Origin of the sequence: Pedobacter sp. Hv1, assembly GCF_001412215.1 — a bacterium.
Classification (GTDB): Bacteria; Bacteroidota; Bacteroidia; order Sphingobacteriales; family Sphingobacteriaceae; genus Pedobacter.
The window spans coordinates 100,882-124,443 of the sequence record NZ_LLWP01000004.1 but is presented as its reverse complement, the minus strand read 5'-3'; the positions used below and the strand labels follow the sequence as shown (position 1 = coordinate 124,443).

Sequence of the window (23,562 nt, the reverse complement as noted above, 5' to 3'; positions counted from 1 at the left end):
TTTAAATTGAATTAACCTCTTGTACGGTTAATTACATCTTGAGCAACATTCTCTTGTGGCTTGTTCTTTTTCAATTTGCTGTTACCAAAATTATACCTCACGTTAAGGGAGATGCTTCTGGCATCGAAATAATTGTTGTTGTAAACGGTGGCATACCTCGAACGTACGGTTGATATGTTGGCCGAAGATTTAAGAAGGTCGGCTCCTGAAAGTGTAAACACAAACTGGTTTACCGTTTTTCTGAAACCTACAGTAAGATTGCTTCTTGATTTGAATTTACTATCTGTGCCAATATCAGACATCCTTGGTGTGATGTAGCTAAAATTCACATAGGCATCAACACCGCTTTTTTTGGCAATGACAACTGTGTTATTCATCTTAAAATTACCCATAAAACCATGATTATCGATAATCTCCTCATCAGCCTTACCTTTATAACTTACATAACTACCAGCCAAAGTAACCGACGATTTAATAAATCTACCAATAGACAAATTAGCAACAAAGGTTAAATCGGCTATATTTCCAGTACCATAATTGAGCCATGCTACACGGGTAATGTTATCGTTGTTATTGGCCAGTACAAACTGCGAAAAATTATCAGTGATGTGGGAATAACTTAAAAGGAAAATATACTTGCTTTTTAGGGTATAACTAAACTCGTTCTTTAAAATATAGGATGATTGTAAAAATGGATTGCCCTCAACATATTGCGTGGGATTAACATAAACTCTTAGGTTGTTCAGCTGCCAAAAAACAGGACGCTCAATTCGTTTAGAAAGTGTAAACGAAAAGGCATGCTCAACATTAGGCGTATAATTAACGGCCACCATTGGAAATAGGTTCAGATAGTCTTTATCTACTGCCACTTTATTCTGGATCAACTCTCTTCCCTTGGTGCTCGCCTGTTCTAACCGCAGGCCAGTGGTGGCGCTCCAATTCTTGCCTAAAGTAACATCAGCACTTGCATATATGGCATTGATTTGCTCTTCGTACCTATAACTGGTGCTGCGTAGTTGGTCGTCAATATAGTTTCCAAAAGTGTTGGCCACCTTGTAAAAAAGGTTGTTATTGGTAGACGTATTAAAAGACCTTGCTCCCAATTTCAGTTTGGTATTGGCGCCTATAGGCAGCTTATAATCCAAGGCAAAAGTATAGTTCTTTATTTTTTGTGGCAAAGTAGCAATTTCATCACGTCTTACCTCTCCGGTACCATCTACCGTTGCATAGGTTTTCTGGCTCGTGTTATTGGTATATTCAAAATAATCGACACTAGCTGTAATACTTTGTCCCAATGTATCTAAATTCAGTTGATAGTTAAGTCCACCGTCCAAAGAATGCCCTTTAATTTTACTGTCATTGGTAAAAACAAAGCTGGAATCTAATTTTTGGTTGGTTTTATTTAAATACAAGCTGTTATTTACCCAATTTAAAGTCTGATGGTTTGGATTATAGTCTAAATTACCTGTAATGGTTTGCCGAGGTGTAAGGTTATATTCGATGCCCAAATTGCCTCCATAAAAATTCCTGAATTCTTTCCTGTACAGTGTAGAAAAGTTAAAAATATTCTGGGTTTGGCTTCCCAAAAAGTCCACATCATGCCTTTCTGTAATCCATTTACGGTCGCGATTATAATAAGGTGTTAGATTAACGCCCAGCTTTGACTTACGGTAATTAAATGCAGCGCTTGCTACTTGCGAATTATAATTCGCCTGTCTATCGGTTAGCGAGAAAGAGCCTTGGTAACCGTCGCTTTCCCGTTTTTTGAAAATAATATTCAAAATCCCTGCATTACCTGAAGCATCAAATTCGCTGCCCGGTGAGGTTACAATTTCAATATCGCTCAGGGTAGTACTCGGTAAGCTTTTAAGGTAATTGAACAGGGCTTGACCGGTAAGATTAGACTTACGTCCATTGATATATACCACCGCACCCTGTTTGGCAGTGATAGACAGTGCCCCATTATCATCGGCATTAACCAGAGGCACCTGCTTCAATACATCCCAAACCGTATTGTTAACGCTAAGGCTACTGTTTGCTACGTTTACCACAAATCGATCTGATTTTCGCTGAATTAAAGGTCTGTTTCCAGAAACTGCAATTTCTTTTAATTGGTGAATGGCTACTTTTAAATAGATTTTAGGAACTTCTACTGATTCTTCTCCTTGCTCAATCTTTGTAGTGTAAGATTGATAACCCAAGCCTGAAACTCTTAACAACAAACTTGAATTAGAATTGGCCAAAATATGGTAACTCCCAGCAGTATCTGTATAGCTATGTGCCACAAGTGTCGAATCGCTACTTTTTAACAACTCTACTACTGCGTAAGCAATTGGCGTCTGTGTATTTTCAATATAGATTTTCCCCGAGATTTTACGTTCTTGCCTGGGAGATTCTTTTTTGCGTTCGATCAAAATGTTCAAGTCAATTTGTTTATACGTAAACGCTGTATTTTTAAGCAATTCATATAAAGTCTGTTCTACAGATCTATTCGCTGTTGATAGGTTCAATTGTTTGAGCTCCTCTACATCTGCTTTTCTATAAAAGAAACGGAACTTGGTCTGTTTTTCTATCTCCTTTATGGCAACCATAAAGGGTTCTTTATTTAGCCCAATTGTAACTTGACTTGTACCCATTACTTGACCTTTAACATTTAAGGCCATGAGCAATTGGAAGCTAATGAATAAGAGAAATATAGATAACAAGCTAATACGCATGAGTTGCCAAATAAAAGGTGTAAAAGAATTAGAAGTAAGGGCATATAATTCTTCGCTGTCCTGCTGTTTTGCAGAAATTTTCATAATTTTAAAAGTTTTATTGATTTCCAAATGATTTAAAACACTCTTGGTGCAACCAAGAATACTGTGGATCGATTGCCGTCGGTTCACAGTTTTTGAATTTTACTGCCTTGCAGGGTAAATTCTTTATTGATTGATTATTTATGCTCCATAGTATAATTTAAATGACTAGTTGCAGCCATTGCCAAAAATTGTAATTGTATTTCTTTCCCTTTTATAAGTTGAGTTGTTAAACTTACAGATGACCTCAAGAATGTCTTCTATTTCTCGGTTTGCCATGGCCGTACCAGAAAAACGACAATTTTTAATTTGTTCATTGGCAAATTCAATTTTAACATTAAATCTTTCACCCAGTATTTTTGCAGCCTCGCCAAAGGTGGCATTGTCAAAAAATAGATCGCTAGGCAGCCAGTTGATCGATTTAATGGCATCAACTTTATATTGTTGATACGTTTGACTGGTTGTATTGTAAACAATTTGTTGATTTGGGATAAGCAAGCCTAATGTTTGTTTGCCCTTACTTACTTTAACCTTACCTCTGGTTACCGTTACCTTAATCTGATTATTTTTGGGATCTGTTTTAATATTAAATGCTGTACCTAGTACGGTGGTAGTTAATTTGCCAGTATGTACAATAAAAGGTCGCTTAGGGTCTTTCTTAATGTCAAAATAAGCTTCCCCATTGAGGTACACTTCCCTGGTACTGCCACTAAATTCTGAGCTATATTTTAATTCAGACCCTGCATTGATCCATACCCTGCTCCCATCGCTTAAGGTAATTTGTTGTTTTGTATGCTCAGGCATTTTTAAACTCACCAAGTTAGGGCCAGCAAACTCTTGAGCCAGATAAGGCCAAACACTAAATATGACTAGAAATGCAGTAATTATTGCGGCAACGGCAACCATGTTTTTCCACCATTTTTTTGGCGGCGAAAGTTGAACTACCTTTTTTTCATCCAAAGTAGTTTCAATTCTTTCAAACACGGTTTTTAACCATTTTTTTTGGCTGTTTTCATCCATCTGCTCCCATGCAGATGGTTCTTGATCTTGAGTTAATAGCCAATTTTCAACTACTTCTTGTTCAAAAGCAGAGGCGTTGCCATTTATATATCTATCAAGTAATTTATTTATATCTATACCACTCATTTATGCCTTTTTTACATAAGCGTATCAAACTACGTTAGGTACTATAAATAAATGAAAAAAAGTTAAACTATTTTTAAATGCCTAAAAGCGCATCAAAAGAAAAGTAAGCAATGGAAGTGATTTTTTTAAATAGTTAAGTGCAGCAGTCAATTGGTTTTTAACGGTTTGCTCAGAAATAGCTAATCTTTCGGCTATTTCCTTGATGCTTAAATGCTCTTTTCTACTCAGGTTATAAATTTCTTGAACTCTGGGCGAAAGTTGCGCTAAAGAATTTTCCAGAAATTGTTGCAGATCTTTTGCTTCCAAATGTTGTAATGCACTATGCGCATAACTTTCTTCTAATGCCTGCAAGAAAGCAGCATAACGTTGTTTGCTACTATTTTTACGGATATGATCAATAATACGGTTACGTATGGCCGTAAAGAGGTAATTTTTAAGACTGCCGGTAATTTCTATTTTCCTACGTTCGGTCCACAACCATGTAAACAGATCGTGTAAAACATCACTGGCATCAGTTAAATCAAATAATTTATAGTTAGACACTGCAAAACTTGTTAAACTTTTAGCATACCGGTTATATATTTCGGTAAATGCCGAACGATCATCTTTCTTGAGCAGTTCTATTAATTGATCGTCTGTTAAAATATTTAATGTCGTCATCTGTACTTACTACAAGTATTGGATATCTGTTTATGGTTTGAATGGTACAATCTATTACATTAAAAAAGAAAAACCAATCTTATAATGACAAAGCATATACTTCAAATGTTGCATGTCGACCAAATAAATAATTAAAGCACCAATTCTTGATATAGTTTTTGTAAGGTTTCTTCAGCATCGATGCAAAAACCGGGATGAACCTTTGAAGCCTGTACTACTGTACTTCTGGTTGCAGTAAGCCATCTGAAACGTGAGGCAATATCTAATTTTCCAATTGGACCAGAACCACGCTCTCCCTCGCAAATTTTGGCAATTGCCATCAGGTTTGCTGCAATAACAGAAGGTTCTAATTCACAATTAAATGCCTTTAATCGTTCTTCATTCACTTCAAAAGCAACATTCAGGTATTTTTGTTTGGCACAATAAAGAATTACGCCAACATTGATAAACTCTTCTCGTTCTACCCTAGGCACAACTCGAATTACCGCATACTCAAATAAGTGTCTCTCTTGCATCTTGGGCTTCTTTTACAAAAATATTCGCATTGATAATCCGGGTATTTAAAAATGTGGCATAAGCTGCCCTTTGTGCTTCACTACTTTGAAAAATATCATCATTTAACCATTCGTCTGGTATTAGTGATAGTATTGATTCAATTAATGTTGGTGTTAAAATAGGCTTAAACATAGCATCTACAATTTCCAATTCAGTGGCCTGAGGTAACAATACATGATCTTTAACTAAGGTAAAAGGGCGTTTGGCCTGCTCTTCCCAGTTTTGCCACGAATGGTGAAAATAAAGCGAAGCTCCATGATCTATCAGCCACAGCTCTTTGTGCCACAATAACATATTGGTATTACGAGCAGTACGATCCATATTGGTTAGCAAACAATCTAGCCAAACTATTTTAGAAGCCAATAAAGGATCTATTTTCGTTACGGTCGGATCATAAGTAATCGCTCCGGATAAATAATGTAATGCCAAATTTAAACCTACACTTGCCTTAAGTAGATCTTGGATTTCTTCATCGGGTTCTGTTCTACCAAAAGCTTCGTCCAATTGTGCAAAAACCAACTCAGGTACTTTTAAGCCTAGTGCCCTTGCCAGTTCTCCTCCAATAATCTCTGAGATTAATGCTTTATGACCTTGGCCTGCACCTCTAAATTTGAGGACATATAAAAACCCATCATCAGCTTCTGCTATGGCAGGCATTGAACCACCTTCACGCAGTGGCGTAACATAACGAGTAACATTAACTGTTCTTAATTGCAATTGATGAATAGTTGTAGCCATATGAAGTTTAAGGTTGTAAAAATAGTAAAATGGATAAGTATTACCCATAAAAAAAGCATCACCAGAGGTAATGCTTTTCTTTCATCTTAATGAGCTTTAATTTTGTGCTACAACATGGTAGTTCACAGTTGTAGGGGTTATAGCATCAAACCAAATGGTATAGATTTTACCTGCTTGAAATGTTGAGGCAGGAATAACTTTAGTATCTGTTGAACCAATTACATTTACAGTTAAGCTTGATGTAGGGTCAACCGTATTATAAGCAGAGAGGTAACCATAAGCCAAACCACTTGTTACTGGACCACCACCATCTGTTACAGAAATATTGATATTATTACTCAATACAGAGCCTAAGTTCATAAATCGAACTTTTATTTTTCCGGTTGGAACTGCTAAATTTTCGTCTATAAAGCCAGCAAATGCGCCAAAACCATTCGGATTGGTATAATAAAATATGGTATAAGATACATTTGCATAAGGTGAAGCAACTGAAGAAAAACTTATGGTCTGTGTACCTTCATTTTTAAGCGCTATGGTGCTGCTTTTTCCTCCTTGAATAGTTAAATAGTCAGTATTTTGACCATAACCCACTGAAGTTGTAGATACTTTGGTCTCATTTTGATAAACATCTTGTGGGGTTGATCCTACAACAGTATTTACCACCCTAATCTTGGTATCGCCCAAAACAGGTTCTTCTTGTTTAATTTTTTTACAAGAGTATAAGGTCAATAAGGATACCGACAGCAAGAGCAAAAGCCTGGTTCGAGTTTTTAGTAAAGTTTTCATATTAGTTTTCATTTTATGTGGTTAAAAAACAGCAAAAATCAAGCCATTTCAATGGCTAAATTAGCATTTTAATTAGAGATTTTAAAAGAAAGATCAATTGGTTTGATGGCCTTTAAACTCCTATCCATTATTCGAATAAATTAAAAGTTTAAAATTAATATGTGATGATTTGATGCAATTCCCTTACAACTGAGTAATTATTCTTCTCATCTAAATAAATTAATCATTGCTAAATAAATTAAACCAATTAGAGAAATTTCAATAAAATACGAGTTAAAAAAGTTAATCAATAAAGAATTATATTATGCAATATTAATAATTTTAAAATTATATTCTCTTAATATATAAAATTCTAAATAATATTTTGTTAAATTGGGTTTACCTAAACCTATGAACAAAATAATTATTTTTCAATTGATCCTCTTTTATAGTGTCAGTTTGGTCTCTGCGCAAAATATCCTTGGTCCAAAAATGGCGGCTATGGGAAACAATGGTGCTGCAATAACAGACGTTTGGAGCATAATGGCAAATACAGCTGGCATTACCGCTATCCAATCTCCTACCCTTGCTTTAAACTACGCTAATTATTTTTTCGACAAACAGTTAAGCAAACAAGCAGTAGCCTTGATTGTACCCATCCAAAACAACTATCTGGGCCTGGGTTTTCAACGTTATGGCATTACAGAATATCATGAAATAAAAGCAGGTTTTGCCTATGCTAAAAAGTTTGGAAACAGCCTTTCAATAGGTATAAAAGCAAATTATCATCAGCTCAAGATTAGCAATTATGGCCAAACAGCTAGTTTCTCAGTAGATGTTGGCGCCATGTATCATCTCAACCAACAGCTCATTTTAGGCTTATACTTCAACAATCCTGCATTACAAAAATATAACAACACTACCATTGAAATTGATATTCCAACCACATTTCATATTGGTGCAACTTATCTGGCAACCAATAAAGTGGTGCTTGCAAGCACCATTAGCAAAAGCATACATACAGCAATTGATGTTGCATTAGGTATCGATTACCAAATTATGCCACTAATAAGTTTAAGAGGGGGCTTAAGCCTTAAACCTTTTAAACATTATGCAGGTATAGGTTTCGTCTTTAAAAAACTGACCGTTGATACCGCAATTGAAAGTGATCCATACTTAGGTTATTCACCACAAATTTCTTTAGCTTATGCGTTTTAAATTGACAATGATATGCCTCGTTATCTGTTTGACAACTAACGCACAAACACAAGAAGATACATTTATCAGAGACCTTATTGAAAACATTGCTGAGAATTTAACTGAAGACCAGGATCTTTCTGAGCTACAGGATAGACTTACATTTTACAAAAAACATCCTATCAATTTAAACAAAACAACCATTGAAGAACTCAAAAGTCTGTTCTTTCTATCTCCCCTACAAATCAACAACCTTTTTGCACACCTTAAAACCAATGGTAAATTGATAGACGTACTCGAACTACAAAGCATATCTGGTTTTGATATTGAAACTATACAAAGATTAATTCCCTTTGTAACCGTTAATTCTTCTGATCTGGTTAATCAAATTACCTTTTATAATCTTTATAAATTGGGTGATCATGATTTGGTTTTAAGATTAGGAAGGGTATTAGAAAAGGCTAAGGGATATACAGACTTACCAGGAAACAAATACCTAGGCACTCCAGAAAGACTTTTATGGCGATATAAATACAACTATGTTCATCGGGTTTCGGCCTCTTTAATTTTAGAGAAAGATGCTGGAGAAAAATTTAACAGTAGCACAAGGCCCATTCCTATCGATTATCAATCTGCACATATTGCAATTTATCAAACAGGTAGATTTAAGAAAATTGTGTTGGGTGATTACACACTACAGTTTGGTCAGGGTTTAACATTATGGTCTGGCTTTTCATTTGGCAAATCGCCTGATGTAGCTAGCATTGTTAAAAATGACATTGGCTTGAGGGCATATACATCAAGCAATGAATATTCATTTTTTAGAGGATTAGCAACCACAGTTTCCCTTTCTAAAACCATAGATTTTACTCCTTTTGTATCTTTTAGAAAACTTGATGCAAGCTTAAGCTCAAATGAGCAGGGAACAGCCATTTTAAGTAACCTCAATGAAACTGGGTTTCATAGAACAACAACAGAAATTGCTCATAAAAATAACATTACTCAGCAATTATATGGTGGGGCCATTCAATATCAGAAAAATGGTTTAAACATTGGAGCAGTAGCTTACCATACCCGATTTAGCCATCAATTTATTGCAGGTAATCAATTATATAGGAACTATAATTTTACCGGAAATGAGCTCAGCAATTGGGGTGTTCATTATGGTTATAGTTTTCGTAACATTTACTTATTTGGCGAAGGCAGTAATGCCATTAATGCAGGCTGGGCTTATCTAAATGGCGCTTTAATCAGTCTTTCCTCAAAACTATCGATAGCAGTGCTCTACAGAAATTATAGTAGAAATTATCATAACTTTTTTAACCAAGCTCCAGCAGAGAGTAGTGGAGCTACCAATGAAAAGGGTTTCTATACAGGCATAAATTTCACACCAACAAAGGCTTTAAATTTCTCATTATATGTTGATCATTTTGTTTTTCCTTGGTTAAAGTTTAGGATTGATGCGCCATCAAATGGATATCAAATTTTGGCTCAAGCTACTTATACGCCTACGAAAACATTCAAAGCATTATTGAGATATAAATCAGAGCTAAAGCAACAAAACACAGAACTGGAAACACCGATAAACTATTTAGATTTTGTAAAAAAAGAATCGTACAGAGCTGATGTAAATTGGAAGTTGCACAAATCATTTAGTTTTCAGAACAGGTTAGAGGTAGTCCAGTTTCAAAAAGGAACAGCTCGAGCAGAATTTGGTTATTTGATTTATCAAGATATCAGCTATGTACCAAAGCTTGCTAAACTTTCGGGGAACCTTAGGTTTGCTTATTTCAATACCCCTTCTTTTAATAGCAGAATTTATGCTTACGAAGATGATGTATTGTACAATTTCAGTTTTGGAATGTATAGTGGAAAAGGTTGGAGAACTTATGCAAATCTAAAATACAAGCTTGCAAAGAAAATTGACATTTGGGTCCGATATGCTTTATTTCTATATCAAAATGTAGCAACTGTGGGTTCTGGTTTAGATGAAATCAATGGCAATCAAAAAACAGATGTTAAACTCCAGTTACGCTTTCAATTTTGACATTTAGATCTGAAATTGTTTTTGTAAGAATAGTACTGCCCTTTATTGCAGGGATCATTTGTGCCTATCCTATTGAAAGCAAAAAGTTAATCGCCCCAACCCTCTTCATTTGCCTATTACTCTTTACTTGCCTACTTATCATTAATATCTTGTATAAACACATAAAAGCCTACCATTTTAAAGATAGAATTGGCTTGCTTATTTATATGTTTTGTTTCTTTTTAGGTGGGTTAATTTGTTTATTCAATAAACAGTCTTTAAGGCCTGATTACTACAGCAATTACACATCCAGTTATCTTAAATCGTATGTAAACAGCGAACCACAACAAACGAATGATATTTTAAGATTTGAAGTGGTAGTAACCAAAGCTTTTGTAAGCCAGCAGGCTAAAGCAGTAAAAGGAAAGCTCTTAATTGCCTTAAAACTTGACACTTTAAATCCAATTGAGCTTAATTATGGCGATGAACTCATGATCGTTTCCGAAAACTTACCAGTAGAACCACCCTATAACCCTGCCGAATTTAACTTCAAAGCATGGTTGGCAGCAAAAAACATCTACCATCAAACTTTTATCAAGCAAAGCCATATCATTAAGTTAAACAGTACTAATGGAAACAAACTTATCAAATATGCAATTGAAGTTAGACAACGGCAAGTGGCTATTTACAGAAAGTTAATTCACAACAATGAGGCGTTTGCGGTGGCCTCGACATTAATTTTAGGTTACCGGGCAGATTTAAGTCAAGAAACATTGGCCGCTTATAGTAAAACCGGCACCATACATGCACTTTCTGTATCAGGAATGCATGTGGGTATCATTTACATTTTCTTAAACTGGGCTTTATTCTTTTTAAATGGTAAAAGAACATTAAGAATAATCAAACTGCTATTCATTTGTACCTTAATTTGGTATTATGCACTTTTAACTGGCTTCTCCCCTTCAGTTTTAAGATCGGCGATCATGCTGAGTGTTTATATTTTTGCAAAAACATTTAACAGAAGTAGCAATAACTATAACATATTAGCTTTTACTGCTTTTTGTCTCCTCGTTTACAACCCCTTTCTGATTTGGGATGTGGGGTTCCAGCTCTCTTTTTTAGCAGTGATTGGATTGATTTACCTCCAGCCAAAAATCTATAAATGGCTGTACATCAAAAACAAATGGCTAGATAAATTATGGTCTACTGTAGCTTTGAGTTTAGCAGCACAAATTGCCACCTTTCCGCTAAGTATCTACTATTTCCATCAATTTCCTTTGTATTTTATCTTTAGCAACCTTTTTATCTTATTGCCTTTAACAGCAATGATGTATTTAGGGATTATGATCTTAGTCTTAAAGTTCTATTTTTTAGCCCCTTTGTTTGAATGGATCATCACTTTTACCAATAATGGTTTAAGATGGATGGCTGAACTGCCCTTTTCGGGTATCACTTCCATTTGGTTAAATCAAGGACAGTTAATCTTATTGAGTTTTACTTTAACGATTTTTACATATGCCTTGGTTAAAAAACGAAAAGGCTTGTTCATCTTGTCGTTAGTTTGTCTCTTAATTTTTCAGTCCAGTGCATTTTACGATAAGGTTTCAGCATTAAACCAAAGAAAGATCTTGTTCTTCAGTCTCCGTAAAAATTATGCAACAGCTTTTATCAATGCCAATGAGGTAGTTTTAGTAACCAATCTATCCAAAAATGATAAAAACTTTAATTTCTTTATCAAACCCGCATTAGATCAAATGCAGCTTACAAAAATTCATTTTATAAATTGGGAACAGGATACCATCATTAATGCATTCGTCAAAAAAGAGCATCAACTTTCGTTTTATGGCTATCGAATTTTATTGCTCGACCAACGTTTAAACTATAGATCAATAGCTAACCTTCCACAATATGAAACCATATGGCTCCATCAAAATCCTAAAAAACTAATCAACACTTTGCGACAAGAAGTATTGTTCAACTCTTTGGTAATAGATGCCAGTAATAAAGATGATCAGATTCAGAAATATAAAACCGAGGCAAATAAAATTAAAGTTCAATATCATATCTTAAAGAAAAATAATTCATATTTGGTGCACCTTAAATAATGAATAATATGGCCGAAGAACTAGTTTTATATCGTGTTAAAGATAGAATTGCCAACATTACATTAAACCGGGTCGATAAGCGTAATGCCTTAAATCCAGAATTGGTTGCGCTACTTTCGGCAAGTTTGCGTAAAGCTGCCGAAGATGACGAGGTGAAAGTAATTGTATTAAAAGCCAATGGAAATACTTTTAGTGCAGGTGCAGATCTGGCCTATTTACAACAATTGCAACAGAACAGCTTTGAAGAAAATCTTGCTGATTCTAATAATCTAAAAGAGCTTTTTACCACCATTTGTTACCTCCCTAAAATTGTGATAGCCCAAATAGAAGGTCATGCTATTGCTGGTGGATGTGGCCTAGCTACTGTTTGTGATGTTATTTTTGCGGTACCTGAAGCAAATTTTGGCTATACAGAAGTTAAACTGGGATTTGTACCTGCTATTGTTTCTTGCTTTTTAATGCGTAAGACAAGTGAAACGATAGCAAAAAGGATTTTACTTACTGGTGAGCTATTTTCTGCTGAACAAGCTTTGGCCTATAATTTGATTTCCTTTGTAACAAAAAAGCAAGATATTGATCAAAAGGTAAATGATTTTGCAGTAGATTTGTGTAACAACAGTTCCGCAAATGCGTTAATGGTAACTAAACAATTGATTAACCAAACTACCAATCCTTGGTTAGAAAAAAGTTTAGAAATGGCCATAACAATCAACGCAAAAGTGAGGGAAAGTGAGGATTTTAAAAAAGGAGTAGCTTCTTTTTTAAATAAAGAAAAAATTAATTGGTAAATTAAATTCTAAAACTAATATTATGTTTAAATCTTTGAAAACTGGCGTCTTAGCCGCAATTTTAATTAGCACAGCAATTGTAGCACATGCGCAAAAGAAAATTACAGAGGGCACTCTAACTTATAAAACGGAATATGCATTAACTCCTGAACAAGAGCCTATGGCGGCGAGTTTACCTACAGAAACCAAAGTAAAATTCAGTGGAAACCTTACTAAAATGGTAATAGAACAAGGTCCAGCAACCATTACTATTTTCTCTGATTTTGTAACCAACAATGGCTTGGTACTGATTGATGTTCCTGTTGCTCAAATGCAATTTGCAGTTAAACAAGGAAAAGCTGAATATGAAAAAGCTAGAGCTACTTCTCCAAAATTCAGCGACTTTAAAGCTACTGGCGAAAAACAGATGATTGGTACCTACAACACTGAAAAATACACCTACAAAGATGACAAAGGTGCCACTTACGAACTTTGGGCCACAAATGACATTGAATTGCCAGCTGGTTTTTCTGGTGAAGATTTTAAAGATGTAAAAGGTTCATTGGTAAAATATACAGTTTTTCAGAATGGTCTTAAAACTATTTTAACCTTAAAAGGTGTTACTGAAGAAAAAACAGGCCCTTTCAATTTAGATGTTCCTAAAGGATATGAGATCAAAACAATGGAAGAAATCATGGCTATGCAAGGTGGTGGCGAATAAGCCCTCTTAAATAACCTTATCCGAAATCAGGCTTTTATTTTAGCAAAATTATTAAATTGCGCTAATGATTAAAAGCCTGATTTTTTTTGTCCGTTTTTTTCTGTTCTGGCTATTGTTCTTCGCCATAGATCGATTTATTTTCTTAGCCATCTTTCACCAAAAATTAAGAGCTATTCCTTTTACTGAAAGGTTATCTACTTTTTATCATGCTTTAAGGTTAGATCTTTCCATGACGGCCTATCTTGCTGTTATTCCGCTATTGCCATTTATTTTCTGGTATTTTACTAAAAAAACTACGATTAACTTTAAATGGGTAGCCATTTACAACAAAATCTTGATTGTTCTTTTCAGCATTTTTTCTGTTGTAAATTTCAATATTTATAGAGAATGGGGTAGTAAACTAAACGCCAAGGCTTTTTCTTTTGCCATAGATACACCAAATGAAGCATTAGCTTCCAGTGCTTCCTCTCCTATTTTACTGAGTTTAGGTATACTGGCTATCCTTTTATGCATTGGTCTTTATCTCAATTTTTTAATCATTAAAAACAAAATCACCTTTGTTAAATCGCCAATTTGGTTAAAAGCTATTGTTGCCATCTTATTAATTGGTTTCAATTTTTTATTGATCAGGGGTGGTGTTGATGTTGCGCCAAATAGCCAAAGTATGGCCTATTTTTCAAAACATCAATTGTTAAACCATGCCTCATTAAATACAGAATGGAATTTAATGTCGAGTATTTTGGCCTCCAAAAAAACAAATCACAACCCCTATATTTATTTTAAACAGACTACTGCTGATCAAGAAGTGGCTCAACTGTATCATGTTCAAAAAGATACTACTGTTTCTATTTTAAAAGTACAAAGACCTAATGTTGTCATCTTCATTCTAGAGAGTTTTACAGCAGACCTTACCAAAACTTTGGGAAATGAAAATGGCATTACCCCAAAATTTGATAGTTTAATTAACCAAGGTTTACTTTTCAGCGAGATCTATTCGGCAGGGAACCGTACCGATAAGGGCCTAATTGGTACCTTAACCGGATTTCCCACACTAGGCACAGGAAGCATTGTTAAATGGCCTGAAAAGATGCAAAAAATACCAGCTATTAGTCAAAAGCTAGTTCAAAATAGTTATCAAACTTCTTTCTTTTATGGTGGCGAATCAGAGTTCGATAACTATAAAGCGTTCATTTTAAGTCATGGCTATCAAAAACTAGTAGACAAAAATAGTTTTGATCCAAAAGACATGAATTCAAAATGGGGGGCTTATGATGGATTAGTATTTACGAAACAACTCGAGTCGCTTAACCAAACCAAACAACCATTTTTCTCTACAATCTTATCTTTAACCAATCATGAGCCATTTGAATTACCCGTAAGGTCGAAGTTTGGCACCAGAAACAATGTGGAGAAATTTAAGAGTACAGCTTATTATACAGATTCGTGTATAAATGCATACCTCAACACTGCAAAAAAACAAAATTGGTACAAAAACACATTATTCATTTTTGTGGCAGATCACGGCCATATTTTACCTAAAAATAATAGTGAAGTTTTTGAACCTCGCCGTTACCATATCCCTCTTTTATTTTATGGAGATGTAATTAAAGAAGAGTTTAAAGGAAAAAAACTCAGCAACACAGGTAGCCAGCAAGATATAGCTGCAACTTTATTAAATCAATTAAATATACCAGCCAAAGATTTTTTATGGAGTAAAAACCTACTTAACCCTTATACTCAGCATTTTGCATTTTTTAGCTGGGACAATGGTTTAGGTTTTATTTATGACAAACATTCTGTTACATTTGATAATATTGGTAAAAATATTTTGTACAATAGTAATCCAAAAGACAAACTGCAAACAGACAATAACTTAAAGCTTGGTCAATCTTATTTACAATCTGTATATCAACAATTTATAAAACTATAACTTACATATGAAAATCAATAAACTATGCCTGGTTATTGCATTCATTGCTTTACTTGGCCCTATTGTAAAAGCCCAAAGAGGCGGTGTTAACTGGACCAAAGATGGCAGCAGCTATTACCTGAATGCTGGTGGTGAAATTGTAACCATTACGCTTCCAAAAAGCGAGCGAAAAACAATTATTAGTAGAGAGCAGCTTACGCCAGCCAATAGAACCACACCACTATCAGTTCGAAGCTTTCAATTAACTGATGATGGTACAAAAGCTTTGATCTACACCAATACCAAACGTGTTTGGCGTCAAGATAGCCGTGGCGATTATTGGGTAGCAGACATTACAAACAATAAATTAACTCAAATTGGCAAAGGCAGGCCCGAATCTTCTTTAATGTTTGCCAAGTTTTCGCCTGATGGTTCGAAAGTAGCGTATGTAAGTGAACACAATATTTATGTAGAAGATTTGGCCAGTGGCGCAATTAAAGCATTAACCACCGATGGAACTTTAAGAATGATCAACGGAACTTTCGATTGGGTTTATGAAGAAGAATTTAACTGTTTAGATGGTTTTAGATGGAGCCCTGATAGCAAGTCTATCGCCTATTGGCAAATAGATGCCACTAAAATCAGAAACTTTCTAATGATCAATAATACAGATTCGATCTATTCTTTTAATGTTCCTGTAGAATATCCAAAAGTTGGACAGAACCCTTCGGCCTGTAAAATTGGCGTAGTAGACATTGAAACTGCTAAAACCAATTGGTTAGCCGTGCCTGGAGATAATATTCAACATTACATCCCTCGTATGGAATGGATCCCGAACACAAATGAAGTGATTTTACAGCAATTGAACCGTGAGCAAAACGAAAGTAAGGTATTTATTGCCAATGCTGCTACTGGTGGAATTACAGAGATCTATAAAGAAAATGATAAAGCTTGGATAGATGCAACTGATGGTTGGGTTTGGTTAAATGGCAATAAAGAATTTGTTTGGCAAACCGAAAAAGATGGCTATACACACTTGTATCGTATTAGCAGAGATGGCAAGAAAGAAACATTGATTACCAAAGGCAATTACGATGTAATTAGTGTAAACTTAATTGACGAGAAAAATAACCTGGTTTATTTTATGGCCTCTCCTACCAATGCTACTCAAAAATATCTGTATAAAACTAAATTAGATGGCAGAGGAAAACTAGAAATGGTTACTCCTTCTGTTTTGCCAGGCACACACAGTTATTCCATATCTCCAAATGGCTTATTTGCCCGTCACAGCTATAACAGTTCTACGGTTTCTCCAGTAACAGAGTGGATGAACTTTACCACAAACAATCCATTAACCATGGATGGTAGCATTACCAGCCAAATGGCTAAACAGCAACAACCAAAAAATAAGGTTGAGTTTTTTAAAGTAACAACTGAAGATGGTGTAGAGATGGATGGTTGGATGAAAAAACCTGATAATTTTAATCCAAACAAAAAGTACCCAGTTGTATTCTATGTATATGGCGAGCCTGCTTCTCAAACTGCTGCAGATGTTTGGGGTGCTGGCAGAAATGGATTATATGCTGGCGATATGGCTAAAGATGGCTATATCTATATTTCTATGGATAATCGTGGCGCCCCAGTTCCTAAAGGTGCTGCTTGGAGAAAAAGCATTTATAAAAATATTGGGATCATTAACATTAGAGACCAAGCAATGGCAACCAAAAAATTATTGGCCACTTATTCATTTATGGACAAAGATCGTGTTGCTGTTCATGGTTGGAGTGGTGGCGGTTCCTCTACCTTAAACCTATTGTTCCAATATCCAGAAATCTATTCTACAGGCATTGCCGTAGCAGCAGTTGCTAACCAATTAACTTACGACAATATTTACCAAGAACGTTACATGGGTACTCCTTTCCCAAGTACAGAAGCTTATGTAAAAGGTTCTCCAATTACCTATGCTAAAAATTTAAAAGGCAATCTCTTGTATATTCATGGTACTGGTGATGACAATGTACATTATCAAAATGCCGAAATGTTAATTAATGAGCTGGTTAAGAACAAGAAAGTATTCCAGATGATGAGTTACCCTAACCGCACACATGGAATTTTTGAAGGCGAAGGAACCTCTGAGCATTTATCTTTGGTGTACACCAAATTTTTAAAAGAAAATTGTCCTCCGGGAGCTAGATAAGATCTATTAAGGTTATATAAAAAGCCTCAGTTACATTTAGCTGGGGCTTTTTTATAGTGTTACTGTCATTGCTACAATTAAAGCAATACCAAAGCTCAACAAGGTACCAATCAGTACATATTCTGTGAGTTTAATATCATGTGCTTCTTTTAAATCGCCAAACCTAAAAATGGATTTAGCAGCTAGTAAAAAACCAACTGCCTCAAAATGGCGGGTACAAACAAAGAGGTAAATCAGCAAGCGTTCCATAATACCTATAAACTTACCTGCATCTTGTAGTGATGCCGAGTTTTTTGTCGGAATCCATTTGGCGATAATTACCCTGATAAATATAGCCGCTGGGGATGTTAAAAATAATGCGCCCAATACAAATAACCAAAATTTTTGATTCTGTAAAAAGCTCAAATCAATTGTTGCTTGATGACTGTATTTCCAAACCCCTACAATAAGTGCTACATGCAATATCTGGTCGATGAAAAACCATAAGCGTTTGGTTTTTTCTTTCTGAAAAATCAGTTTCATGGCATCAATTAGACCATGGCCTAAACCAACTACCAAAGCAACTTTCCATACACTAAAAGAAAAGAACACTAAAAAAATTAGAGCAATATGGATGGCAATATGTAAATATAATTTACCAGATTTCAACTTTAGTTTTTCCTTTTCAGCTACCCAGGAGTTCGGTTGAAGAAAAAAATCGCCTAGCACATGTGCCAATAATAGTTTAAGCAATGCAATTTCCATTATTTTTTAATTAGGTTGATCATTTGTGCCCTGTATTTATTTTCTAGCTCCATTAGCTCTGCAAAATGTGCTCTTTTTAAAGCCTCACTAACCGATGATTGGCTCCTGCCTGATATTTTAGCAATCTTATCTTGTTTAGTGTCTTTATTTTCAATGGCATACTTCACCATCTCGGCCGAAATCTGCCCCCAACTATCCATAGTGATCAATGCCAATTTCACCAAAAGATTAATGTCATCATTAAAACTAGGCCAAGGAGTCTGAAAAGCCATATTCACTTTATTGGTTCTTAAGGTATCAAAAGCAAATCCAGAATGAATAAAAGCTTCCCCATTGGCCTCAGTTACCTTTGCTGAATTTACACTTTTTTTACCTATTCCTATCCCCATTCTTACATCAGCTTTTTTTAAGGTCTTGATGCATGCTTTAATATAAATTGCATTTAACAGGGCGTCTTCTGCATTCAGTTCTATCTGAAAACTATCTCCTCTAAAGATTTCCCATGTCGATTTTTTAGTAAATAAATGCGTTAGTGCACCTTTAAGTGTATCTATCCATTCTTCTGGCAATGCCCTGGAGTTAATGATATCTCCTGTAATTACTGCTATCATTTTACTAATATCGGGTAAATACACGATATTTCCAATTATCGGCTAATTAACCGATATTTTAATTTATCGGCTAAATACACGATATTACAGATTATCGGCTAATTAGCCGATAATTAAACGAAAGTTTATTGGTATTTGATTGGTTATTAGCTCATGTATGGCGCTCATTAATAAGAGCAGCTATTGTACCTGGTAATTGCATTTGAAGGTAGCCAGAGAAACCGCAGGTTTAAAATCCAATAGCTAAACCTATACCCACATTAAAAGTTCCAATGCTTTGTTTCACTTGTTGTGTTACTGGTGCATCGGCTGGATAAGTGGTCACAGTGAACTTAGGTTGAGCCCCGTTATAATCTCCACTTAGCTTTAAGGCCAACGAAGGGCTTAAGCTATATTTCAATCCAGCACCTACTACATAAGCAAAAGAACCAGCAGACTCAGATTCTTGAGTATCTTGAAAAGAGCCCATACCTGGAATAGATATTTTAACATCTACCTTAGGCGATGAAGTAGATTGATATCCTCCTAAAGCTCTGATCTCTAAATTTAACTTTTCATCTTTGGTTAAAGGAACAACCTGAAAAATACCAGCCATAATGGCTCCCATTTTCCAAGTGCCTGTTGCGATACTTAAGCTCGCACCAGATCCATCAGGAACAGCATAAGTTGACAAAGCTTTTTCATCAACCCCATGAATACGACCCTGTGCACTTACAATTGCTCCAAAGTATTTCGAAAACCGATAACTATAATCAATCCCTAAAAAACCACCAACCTTGGCTAAACCAGACTGCGAATTGGATAGATCTTTACTTGCAAAATCACCAACAGGGAAACTTGGGCCAACTGTAATCCCAATACTAGATTTCTGGCTTACAGTTTGTGCATTTACATTGAAATATACGAACGAGATGAGGCTGAATAATAGAATTTTCTTCATAAAACTGTTTAAATAGAGTTTGTGCGCTAAAAGCGCTCTAAGATAACAAAACCCCTTATAAAACGAAATAAATAGTTGGTTTAAACAACAAACGATCTAGAAATCGACTACTAGCCCAACACCAACATTAATGGCTTCTGTATCACGCCTCATATCACTTATTGTAGGCCCAATATATACTCCACCTCTAAATTCGGGGTTTGAACCATAATAATCTGCATTAAATTTTAAAGCAAGTTTTTTGGTAAGGTGCTGTCTTACTCCTACCCCCACTAAATAGGCAAATGCGTTAGAGGCAATTGACTTTTGTTGAAGCTGTGTTCCCATTACCATTACCGTAGTAGAAATATCAGGAGAAGAGGTCCGTTGAAAGCCTGCCATAATTTTAAGTTCGAAGTTCAACCTTCCTGTTTTTGTTAATGGCAGTACGTGGAATATACCGCCCATAATAGCGCCAGTTCTCCAAGTACCTGCACTAAAAGATGCAGCCTCGTTAATTTCTTTTGAAACCCCATGTATGTTTAGAGCATCCTTATCAATGCCATATCTACGACCTTGCCCACTCAGTACTAAGCCAAAATGTGACGAAAACTGGTAAACATAATCAATGGCTAAAAAGCCACCAACTTTAGCTAGACCACCAGATTTAGAGCCCTCCGTTTTACCAAAGTAACCAATAGGAAAACTTGGGCCAAGCGTAATACCAATGCTAGATCTTGATACTGTAGTTTGGGCATCTACTTTAACAAATCCAAACAAAATAAAACTTAACAGTATAATTCTTTTCATCTATGGTTATTTAGCCAATCTAAAATAATAACTAAGATATAGAATTAAAAAACTTTAACTAAACTTTTAATTGATTAAACTATAAGCCGTAACATTTTAAACATTAACCTGTTAAAGAAACCCTTTTAAGAAATCAGTTGCTTACTTCTTTCGCTAAACCAAGCATCCAATCGGTAAACATCTGCTGTTCAATTTTAATGATCTCTTGCGCATGTTTTTCCCAATCGGGCGAAAATTCTTTTAATTGATGCAGCATCTCTTCTAAATGCCCCTCTTCTTCCAAAATGATAGATTTTACAGTTACCTTACTCTCTTTAGCAGTTAACACGTCTTGGTAAATTGGATAAAGCTCATCTGCTCTTACCTCAATGGCATAAGTTACAAAAAGATAGGCAGCAAATTTCAGCTCGTAACCAGAAAGCTTGAAGTGATCTTTCAAATATCTGCAAACCTGAACATCCAAAGTATTTAGATAATATTTGGTATGGTTTGGTGCCAATAATTCAGCATTGCTATAAGTTCTACAAAGATTTTCGTCAAGCTTGGCCAATTGTTTTTTGAGGTAATAGGCATGGCGATGCTCTTCTGCCGCATGTTTTAAAATCAATAGGGTTACTTCTTCTTTATGTTCTGATGCTGATATTTTCTTTGCACCTGCATTTTCCATATAAGATAAGGTATTTAACCATTTGGAATGCAATACATTATCGTTAACTATATTTTCTAAAACTGTGGTTAATTGCATATTATATTTCTTCTAAAGCTTGTTGAATTGTTTGGTAAATGTACGCCAAATCCTCGTTAGAAATGACATACGGAGGTAAGATATAGATGATGTTCCCTAATGGTCTAAGAATAATCCCACTTGTTAAAAAGTAGTTATAAAGCTGGTCTCTTAACCCACTCAGGTAAGAAGTATCATTTCCAGTCTCCCATTCTAATGCGATAATTGTTCCTGTTTGGCGAATACTTCTCACTTTAGGGTGATTTTTGATTTGCTCAAAGAATTGGCTGTGCTGATCTTTTACCCTTTGAATGTTCATCAAGGTTTCTTCGGCCAATAAAATATCTAAGCTTGCCAAAGATGCTGCACAAGCTACCGGATTTGCGGTAAATGAATGACCATGGTAAAGTGTCTTCAATTTATCGTCACTTAAAAAAGCTTCAAAAATCTTTTGGTTACAGCTAGTTACGCCTAAGGGCATGGTGCCGCCAGTTAAACCTTTGCTTAAGCAAAATATATCTGGACGGTGTGTTAATTGCTCACAAGCGAAGTAAGTGCCTGTACGGCCAAATCCTGTCATTACTTCATCAGCAATGGTTAAAATATCATTTTCGATGCAACAAGCTAACAATTGGTCGAGGTAGGTTGCTTCGTACATCTGCATCCCGCCGGCACCCAAAATTAAAGGTTCAAAAATGAAACAGGCCAATTCTGATTTGAGGCCTGAAATACGGGCTATTAAACTTGAGATATTATTTTGATTGGGTAAGTCGATAAACTCAACATCGAACAATAAATCGTTAAAAGGATTGGTAAAAATACTTCTACCACTTACAGACATGGCACCAAAAGTATCTCCATGGTAGGCATCCCTAAAGGCCAAAACCTTCTTTTTCTGTTTATTTCCAGTATTGTTCCAATATTGCAAACACATTTTAAGGGCCACCTCTACCGCTGTAGAGCCATTGTCTGTATAAAATATCTTCTCTTGTTTACCTGGCAATAAGGGCAATAATCTTTCTGCAAGCCTAACTGCTGGCTCGTGGGTAAAACCAGCAAAAATTACATGTTCTAGCTCACTCAATTGCAAAGAAACCTGTGCTGCAATATAAGGGTGAGCATGGCCATGAATATTAACCCACCAAGATGAAACTGCATCGATGTATTTTTTTCCATTTTCATCAAACAGGTAAACCCCTGCTCCACTTACAATAGGAATTGGTGTTTGTGCATCTTTCATTTGGGTATAAGGATGCCAGATTACTTTTTGATCTCTTTCTACTAAACTCATCATATATCAGTCTCTTCTTTCAATTCTGTTTCAAAAACCGCTTCTTCAACAGGTGCAATTGGGTAACGAACCATTAAATAAACAATTAAAATTGCAAGTACAGCTGTACAAACAACAGATCCTTCAATACCAAAAACACCTCCAGATAAATAGGTATTGCCAATTGGTTTGGCCACCAATACGCCGGGGGTATCTGTTCCACTTACTTTATAGCCTAATAAAATTCCCTGTGCAAAATTCCATCCAAAATGAATGCCAACAGCCCAGCTCAAATTCCTTTTTTGTAGGGTATATACAGCGAATAAGATTCCTGCCAAAGTAATATTTAACATGGCCAGCCAAGTAAAACCCGGGTTAGCCATATGTACAGCACCAAATAATAAACCATTCAAAACAATGGCTAAAATGATTGGATACCGTTCTGCAAAAACAAACAATGGCAAAGTCCTGAACATTAATTCTTCAAACAATCCTACAATTACAAAATACAGCAGATAGGCAAAAAAAAGAATCAAACTGATTTTACCAACTGCAAATACAACATTACCACTTAGCCATAAAGCAACCCCACATAGCCCAATCAATAATATACCGATCAAACTACCTTTTAAAAATCCTGAAGCCATATTTTCTTTAGCAAGAAATACACTCCTAAAATCTAAGGTGGGGAAAGTTTTAAAAGTCATTAACAAAGCACCCAGTACCGCTAACACCATTCCTACTTCGTAAATCATATCTGTTCCCACAAAATCTTTCGGTAAGGAGAAGAAATTGAGCTGAGCAATAAGCCCAAAAGGCAAAATGCAAAGAAAGATAAACACCACAAATAAGATCAGCCTAAAAACCGGATGTAAATAATAGAATATCTTTTCTCCCATG

The 23,562-nt window shown here is 35.5% G+C and carries 20 protein-coding genes; 7 read left to right on the top strand and 13 right to left on the bottom strand.

Annotated elements, in window-relative coordinates; genetic code table 11:
- Nucleotides 1–11 precede the first annotated feature (11 nt).
- The 6 genes from AQF98_RS08310 to AQF98_RS08285 all read right to left on the bottom strand — a co-directional run bounded on the left by AQF98_RS08310 (nt 12) and on the right by AQF98_RS08285 (nt 6,683).
- Nucleotides 12–2,801 (bottom strand): TonB-dependent receptor domain-containing protein, encoded by a 2,790-nt coding sequence (locus tag AQF98_RS08310; protein ID WP_055131475.1) that lies wholly within the window; start codon nt 2,799–2,801, stop codon nt 12–14.
- Nucleotides 2,802–2,966: 165 nt separating this feature from the next.
- The gene (locus AQF98_RS08305) at nt 2,967–3,944 is read right to left on the bottom strand and encodes a FecR family protein (RefSeq protein WP_055131474.1); all 978 of its coding nucleotides are present in this window, start codon (nt 3,942–3,944) and stop codon (nt 2,967–2,969) included.
- A gap of 81 nt (nt 3,945–4,025) precedes the next feature.
- The gene (locus tag AQF98_RS08300; RefSeq protein ID WP_055131473.1) at nt 4,026–4,604 is read right to left on the bottom strand and encodes an RNA polymerase sigma factor; all 579 of its coding nucleotides are present in this window, start codon (nt 4,602–4,604) and stop codon (nt 4,026–4,028) included.
- Between the two features lie 131 nt (nt 4,605–4,735).
- A complete protein-coding gene (locus tag AQF98_RS08295; protein WP_055131472.1) occupies nt 4,736–5,119 on the bottom strand; it encodes a DUF3037 domain-containing protein in 384 nt (127 codons plus the stop codon).
- Nucleotides 5,097–5,897, bottom strand: coding sequence for a HipA family kinase (locus tag AQF98_RS08290; protein WP_055132093.1), 801 nt, complete (start codon nt 5,895–5,897; stop codon nt 5,097–5,099). The genes AQF98_RS08295 and AQF98_RS08290 overlap by 23 nt, the downstream gene beginning before the upstream one ends.
- Before the next feature lie 96 nt (nt 5,898–5,993).
- On the bottom strand, nt 5,994–6,683 hold the full coding sequence (locus tag AQF98_RS08285; RefSeq protein WP_161805856.1) for a DUF4397 domain-containing protein: 690 nt from the start codon (nt 6,681–6,683) through the stop codon (nt 5,994–5,996).
- A 390-nt stretch (nt 6,684–7,073) separates the two neighbouring features.
- Here AQF98_RS08285 and AQF98_RS08280 point away from each other — a divergent pair, with 390 nt between their 5' ends.
- The 7 genes from AQF98_RS08280 (at nt 7,074) to AQF98_RS08250 (ending at nt 17,584) form a co-directional block, all read left to right on the top strand.
- The gene (locus tag AQF98_RS08280; protein ID WP_055131470.1) at nt 7,074–7,880 is read left to right on the top strand and encodes a hypothetical protein; all 807 of its coding nucleotides are present in this window, start codon (nt 7,074–7,076) and stop codon (nt 7,878–7,880) included.
- Between the two features lie 7 nt (nt 7,881–7,887).
- Nucleotides 7,888–9,906: a helix-hairpin-helix domain-containing protein gene (locus AQF98_RS08275; protein WP_235524199.1), complete on the top strand. Its 2,019-nt coding sequence runs from the start codon at nt 7,888–7,890 to the stop codon at nt 9,904–9,906.
- Nucleotides 9,903–11,990: a ComEC/Rec2 family competence protein gene (locus AQF98_RS08270; RefSeq protein ID WP_055131468.1), complete on the top strand. Its 2,088-nt coding sequence runs from the start codon at nt 9,903–9,905 to the stop codon at nt 11,988–11,990. The genes AQF98_RS08275 and AQF98_RS08270 overlap by 4 nt, the downstream gene beginning before the upstream one ends.
- Before the next feature lie 8 nt (nt 11,991–11,998).
- On the top strand, nt 11,999–12,778 hold the full coding sequence (locus AQF98_RS08265) for an enoyl-CoA hydratase/isomerase family protein (RefSeq protein ID WP_055132092.1): 780 nt from the start codon (nt 11,999–12,001) through the stop codon (nt 12,776–12,778).
- 22 nt (nt 12,779–12,800) lie between these two features.
- On the top strand, nt 12,801–13,478 hold the full coding sequence (locus AQF98_RS08260; RefSeq protein ID WP_055131467.1) for a hypothetical protein: 678 nt from the start codon (nt 12,801–12,803) through the stop codon (nt 13,476–13,478).
- Nucleotides 13,479–13,542: 64 nt separating this feature from the next.
- On the top strand, nt 13,543–15,408 hold the full coding sequence (locus AQF98_RS08255) for an LTA synthase family protein (RefSeq protein WP_055131466.1): 1,866 nt from the start codon (nt 13,543–13,545) through the stop codon (nt 15,406–15,408).
- Nucleotides 15,409–15,415: 7 nt separating this feature from the next.
- A complete protein-coding gene (locus AQF98_RS08250; RefSeq protein WP_055131465.1) occupies nt 15,416–17,584 on the top strand; it encodes a S9 family peptidase in 2,169 nt (722 codons plus the stop codon).
- Between the two features lie 51 nt (nt 17,585–17,635).
- Here the strand turns inward: AQF98_RS08250 and AQF98_RS08245 are convergent, their stop codons facing one another.
- From AQF98_RS08245 to AQF98_RS08215, 7 genes are all read right to left on the bottom strand, one after another.
- On the bottom strand, nt 17,636–18,328 hold the full coding sequence (locus AQF98_RS08245; protein WP_055131464.1) for a DUF3307 domain-containing protein: 693 nt from the start codon (nt 18,326–18,328) through the stop codon (nt 17,636–17,638).
- Nucleotides 18,328–18,939: a SatD family protein gene (locus AQF98_RS08240; protein ID WP_055131463.1), complete on the bottom strand. Its 612-nt coding sequence runs from the start codon at nt 18,937–18,939 to the stop codon at nt 18,328–18,330. Before AQF98_RS08240 ends, AQF98_RS08245 begins: the two co-directional genes overlap by 1 nt.
- Before the next feature lie 229 nt (nt 18,940–19,168).
- Nucleotides 19,169–19,879: an outer membrane beta-barrel protein gene (locus tag AQF98_RS08235; protein WP_055131462.1), complete on the bottom strand. Its 711-nt coding sequence runs from the start codon at nt 19,877–19,879 to the stop codon at nt 19,169–19,171.
- Between the two features lie 96 nt (nt 19,880–19,975).
- Complete coding sequence (locus AQF98_RS08230) at nt 19,976–20,668, bottom strand: hypothetical protein (RefSeq protein ID WP_055131461.1); 693 nt, start codon at nt 20,666–20,668, stop codon at nt 19,976–19,978.
- 133 nt (nt 20,669–20,801) lie between these two features.
- Nucleotides 20,802–21,413 (bottom strand): hypothetical protein, encoded by a 612-nt coding sequence (locus tag AQF98_RS08225; RefSeq protein WP_055131460.1) that lies wholly within the window; start codon nt 21,411–21,413, stop codon nt 20,802–20,804.
- Between the two features lies 1 nt (nt 21,414).
- Nucleotides 21,415–22,683 carry an adenosylmethionine--8-amino-7-oxononanoate transaminase gene (gene bioA, locus AQF98_RS08220; RefSeq protein ID WP_055131459.1) on the bottom strand — a complete coding sequence of 423 codons (1,269 nt, stop codon included), beginning with the start codon at nt 22,681–22,683 and terminating at the stop codon, nt 21,415–21,417.
- Nucleotides 22,683–23,561, bottom strand: coding sequence for a CPBP family intramembrane glutamic endopeptidase (locus AQF98_RS08215; RefSeq protein WP_055131458.1), 879 nt, complete (start codon nt 23,559–23,561; stop codon nt 22,683–22,685). Before AQF98_RS08215 ends, bioA begins: the two co-directional genes overlap by 1 nt.
- Nucleotide 23,562: the final 1 nt, after the last annotated feature.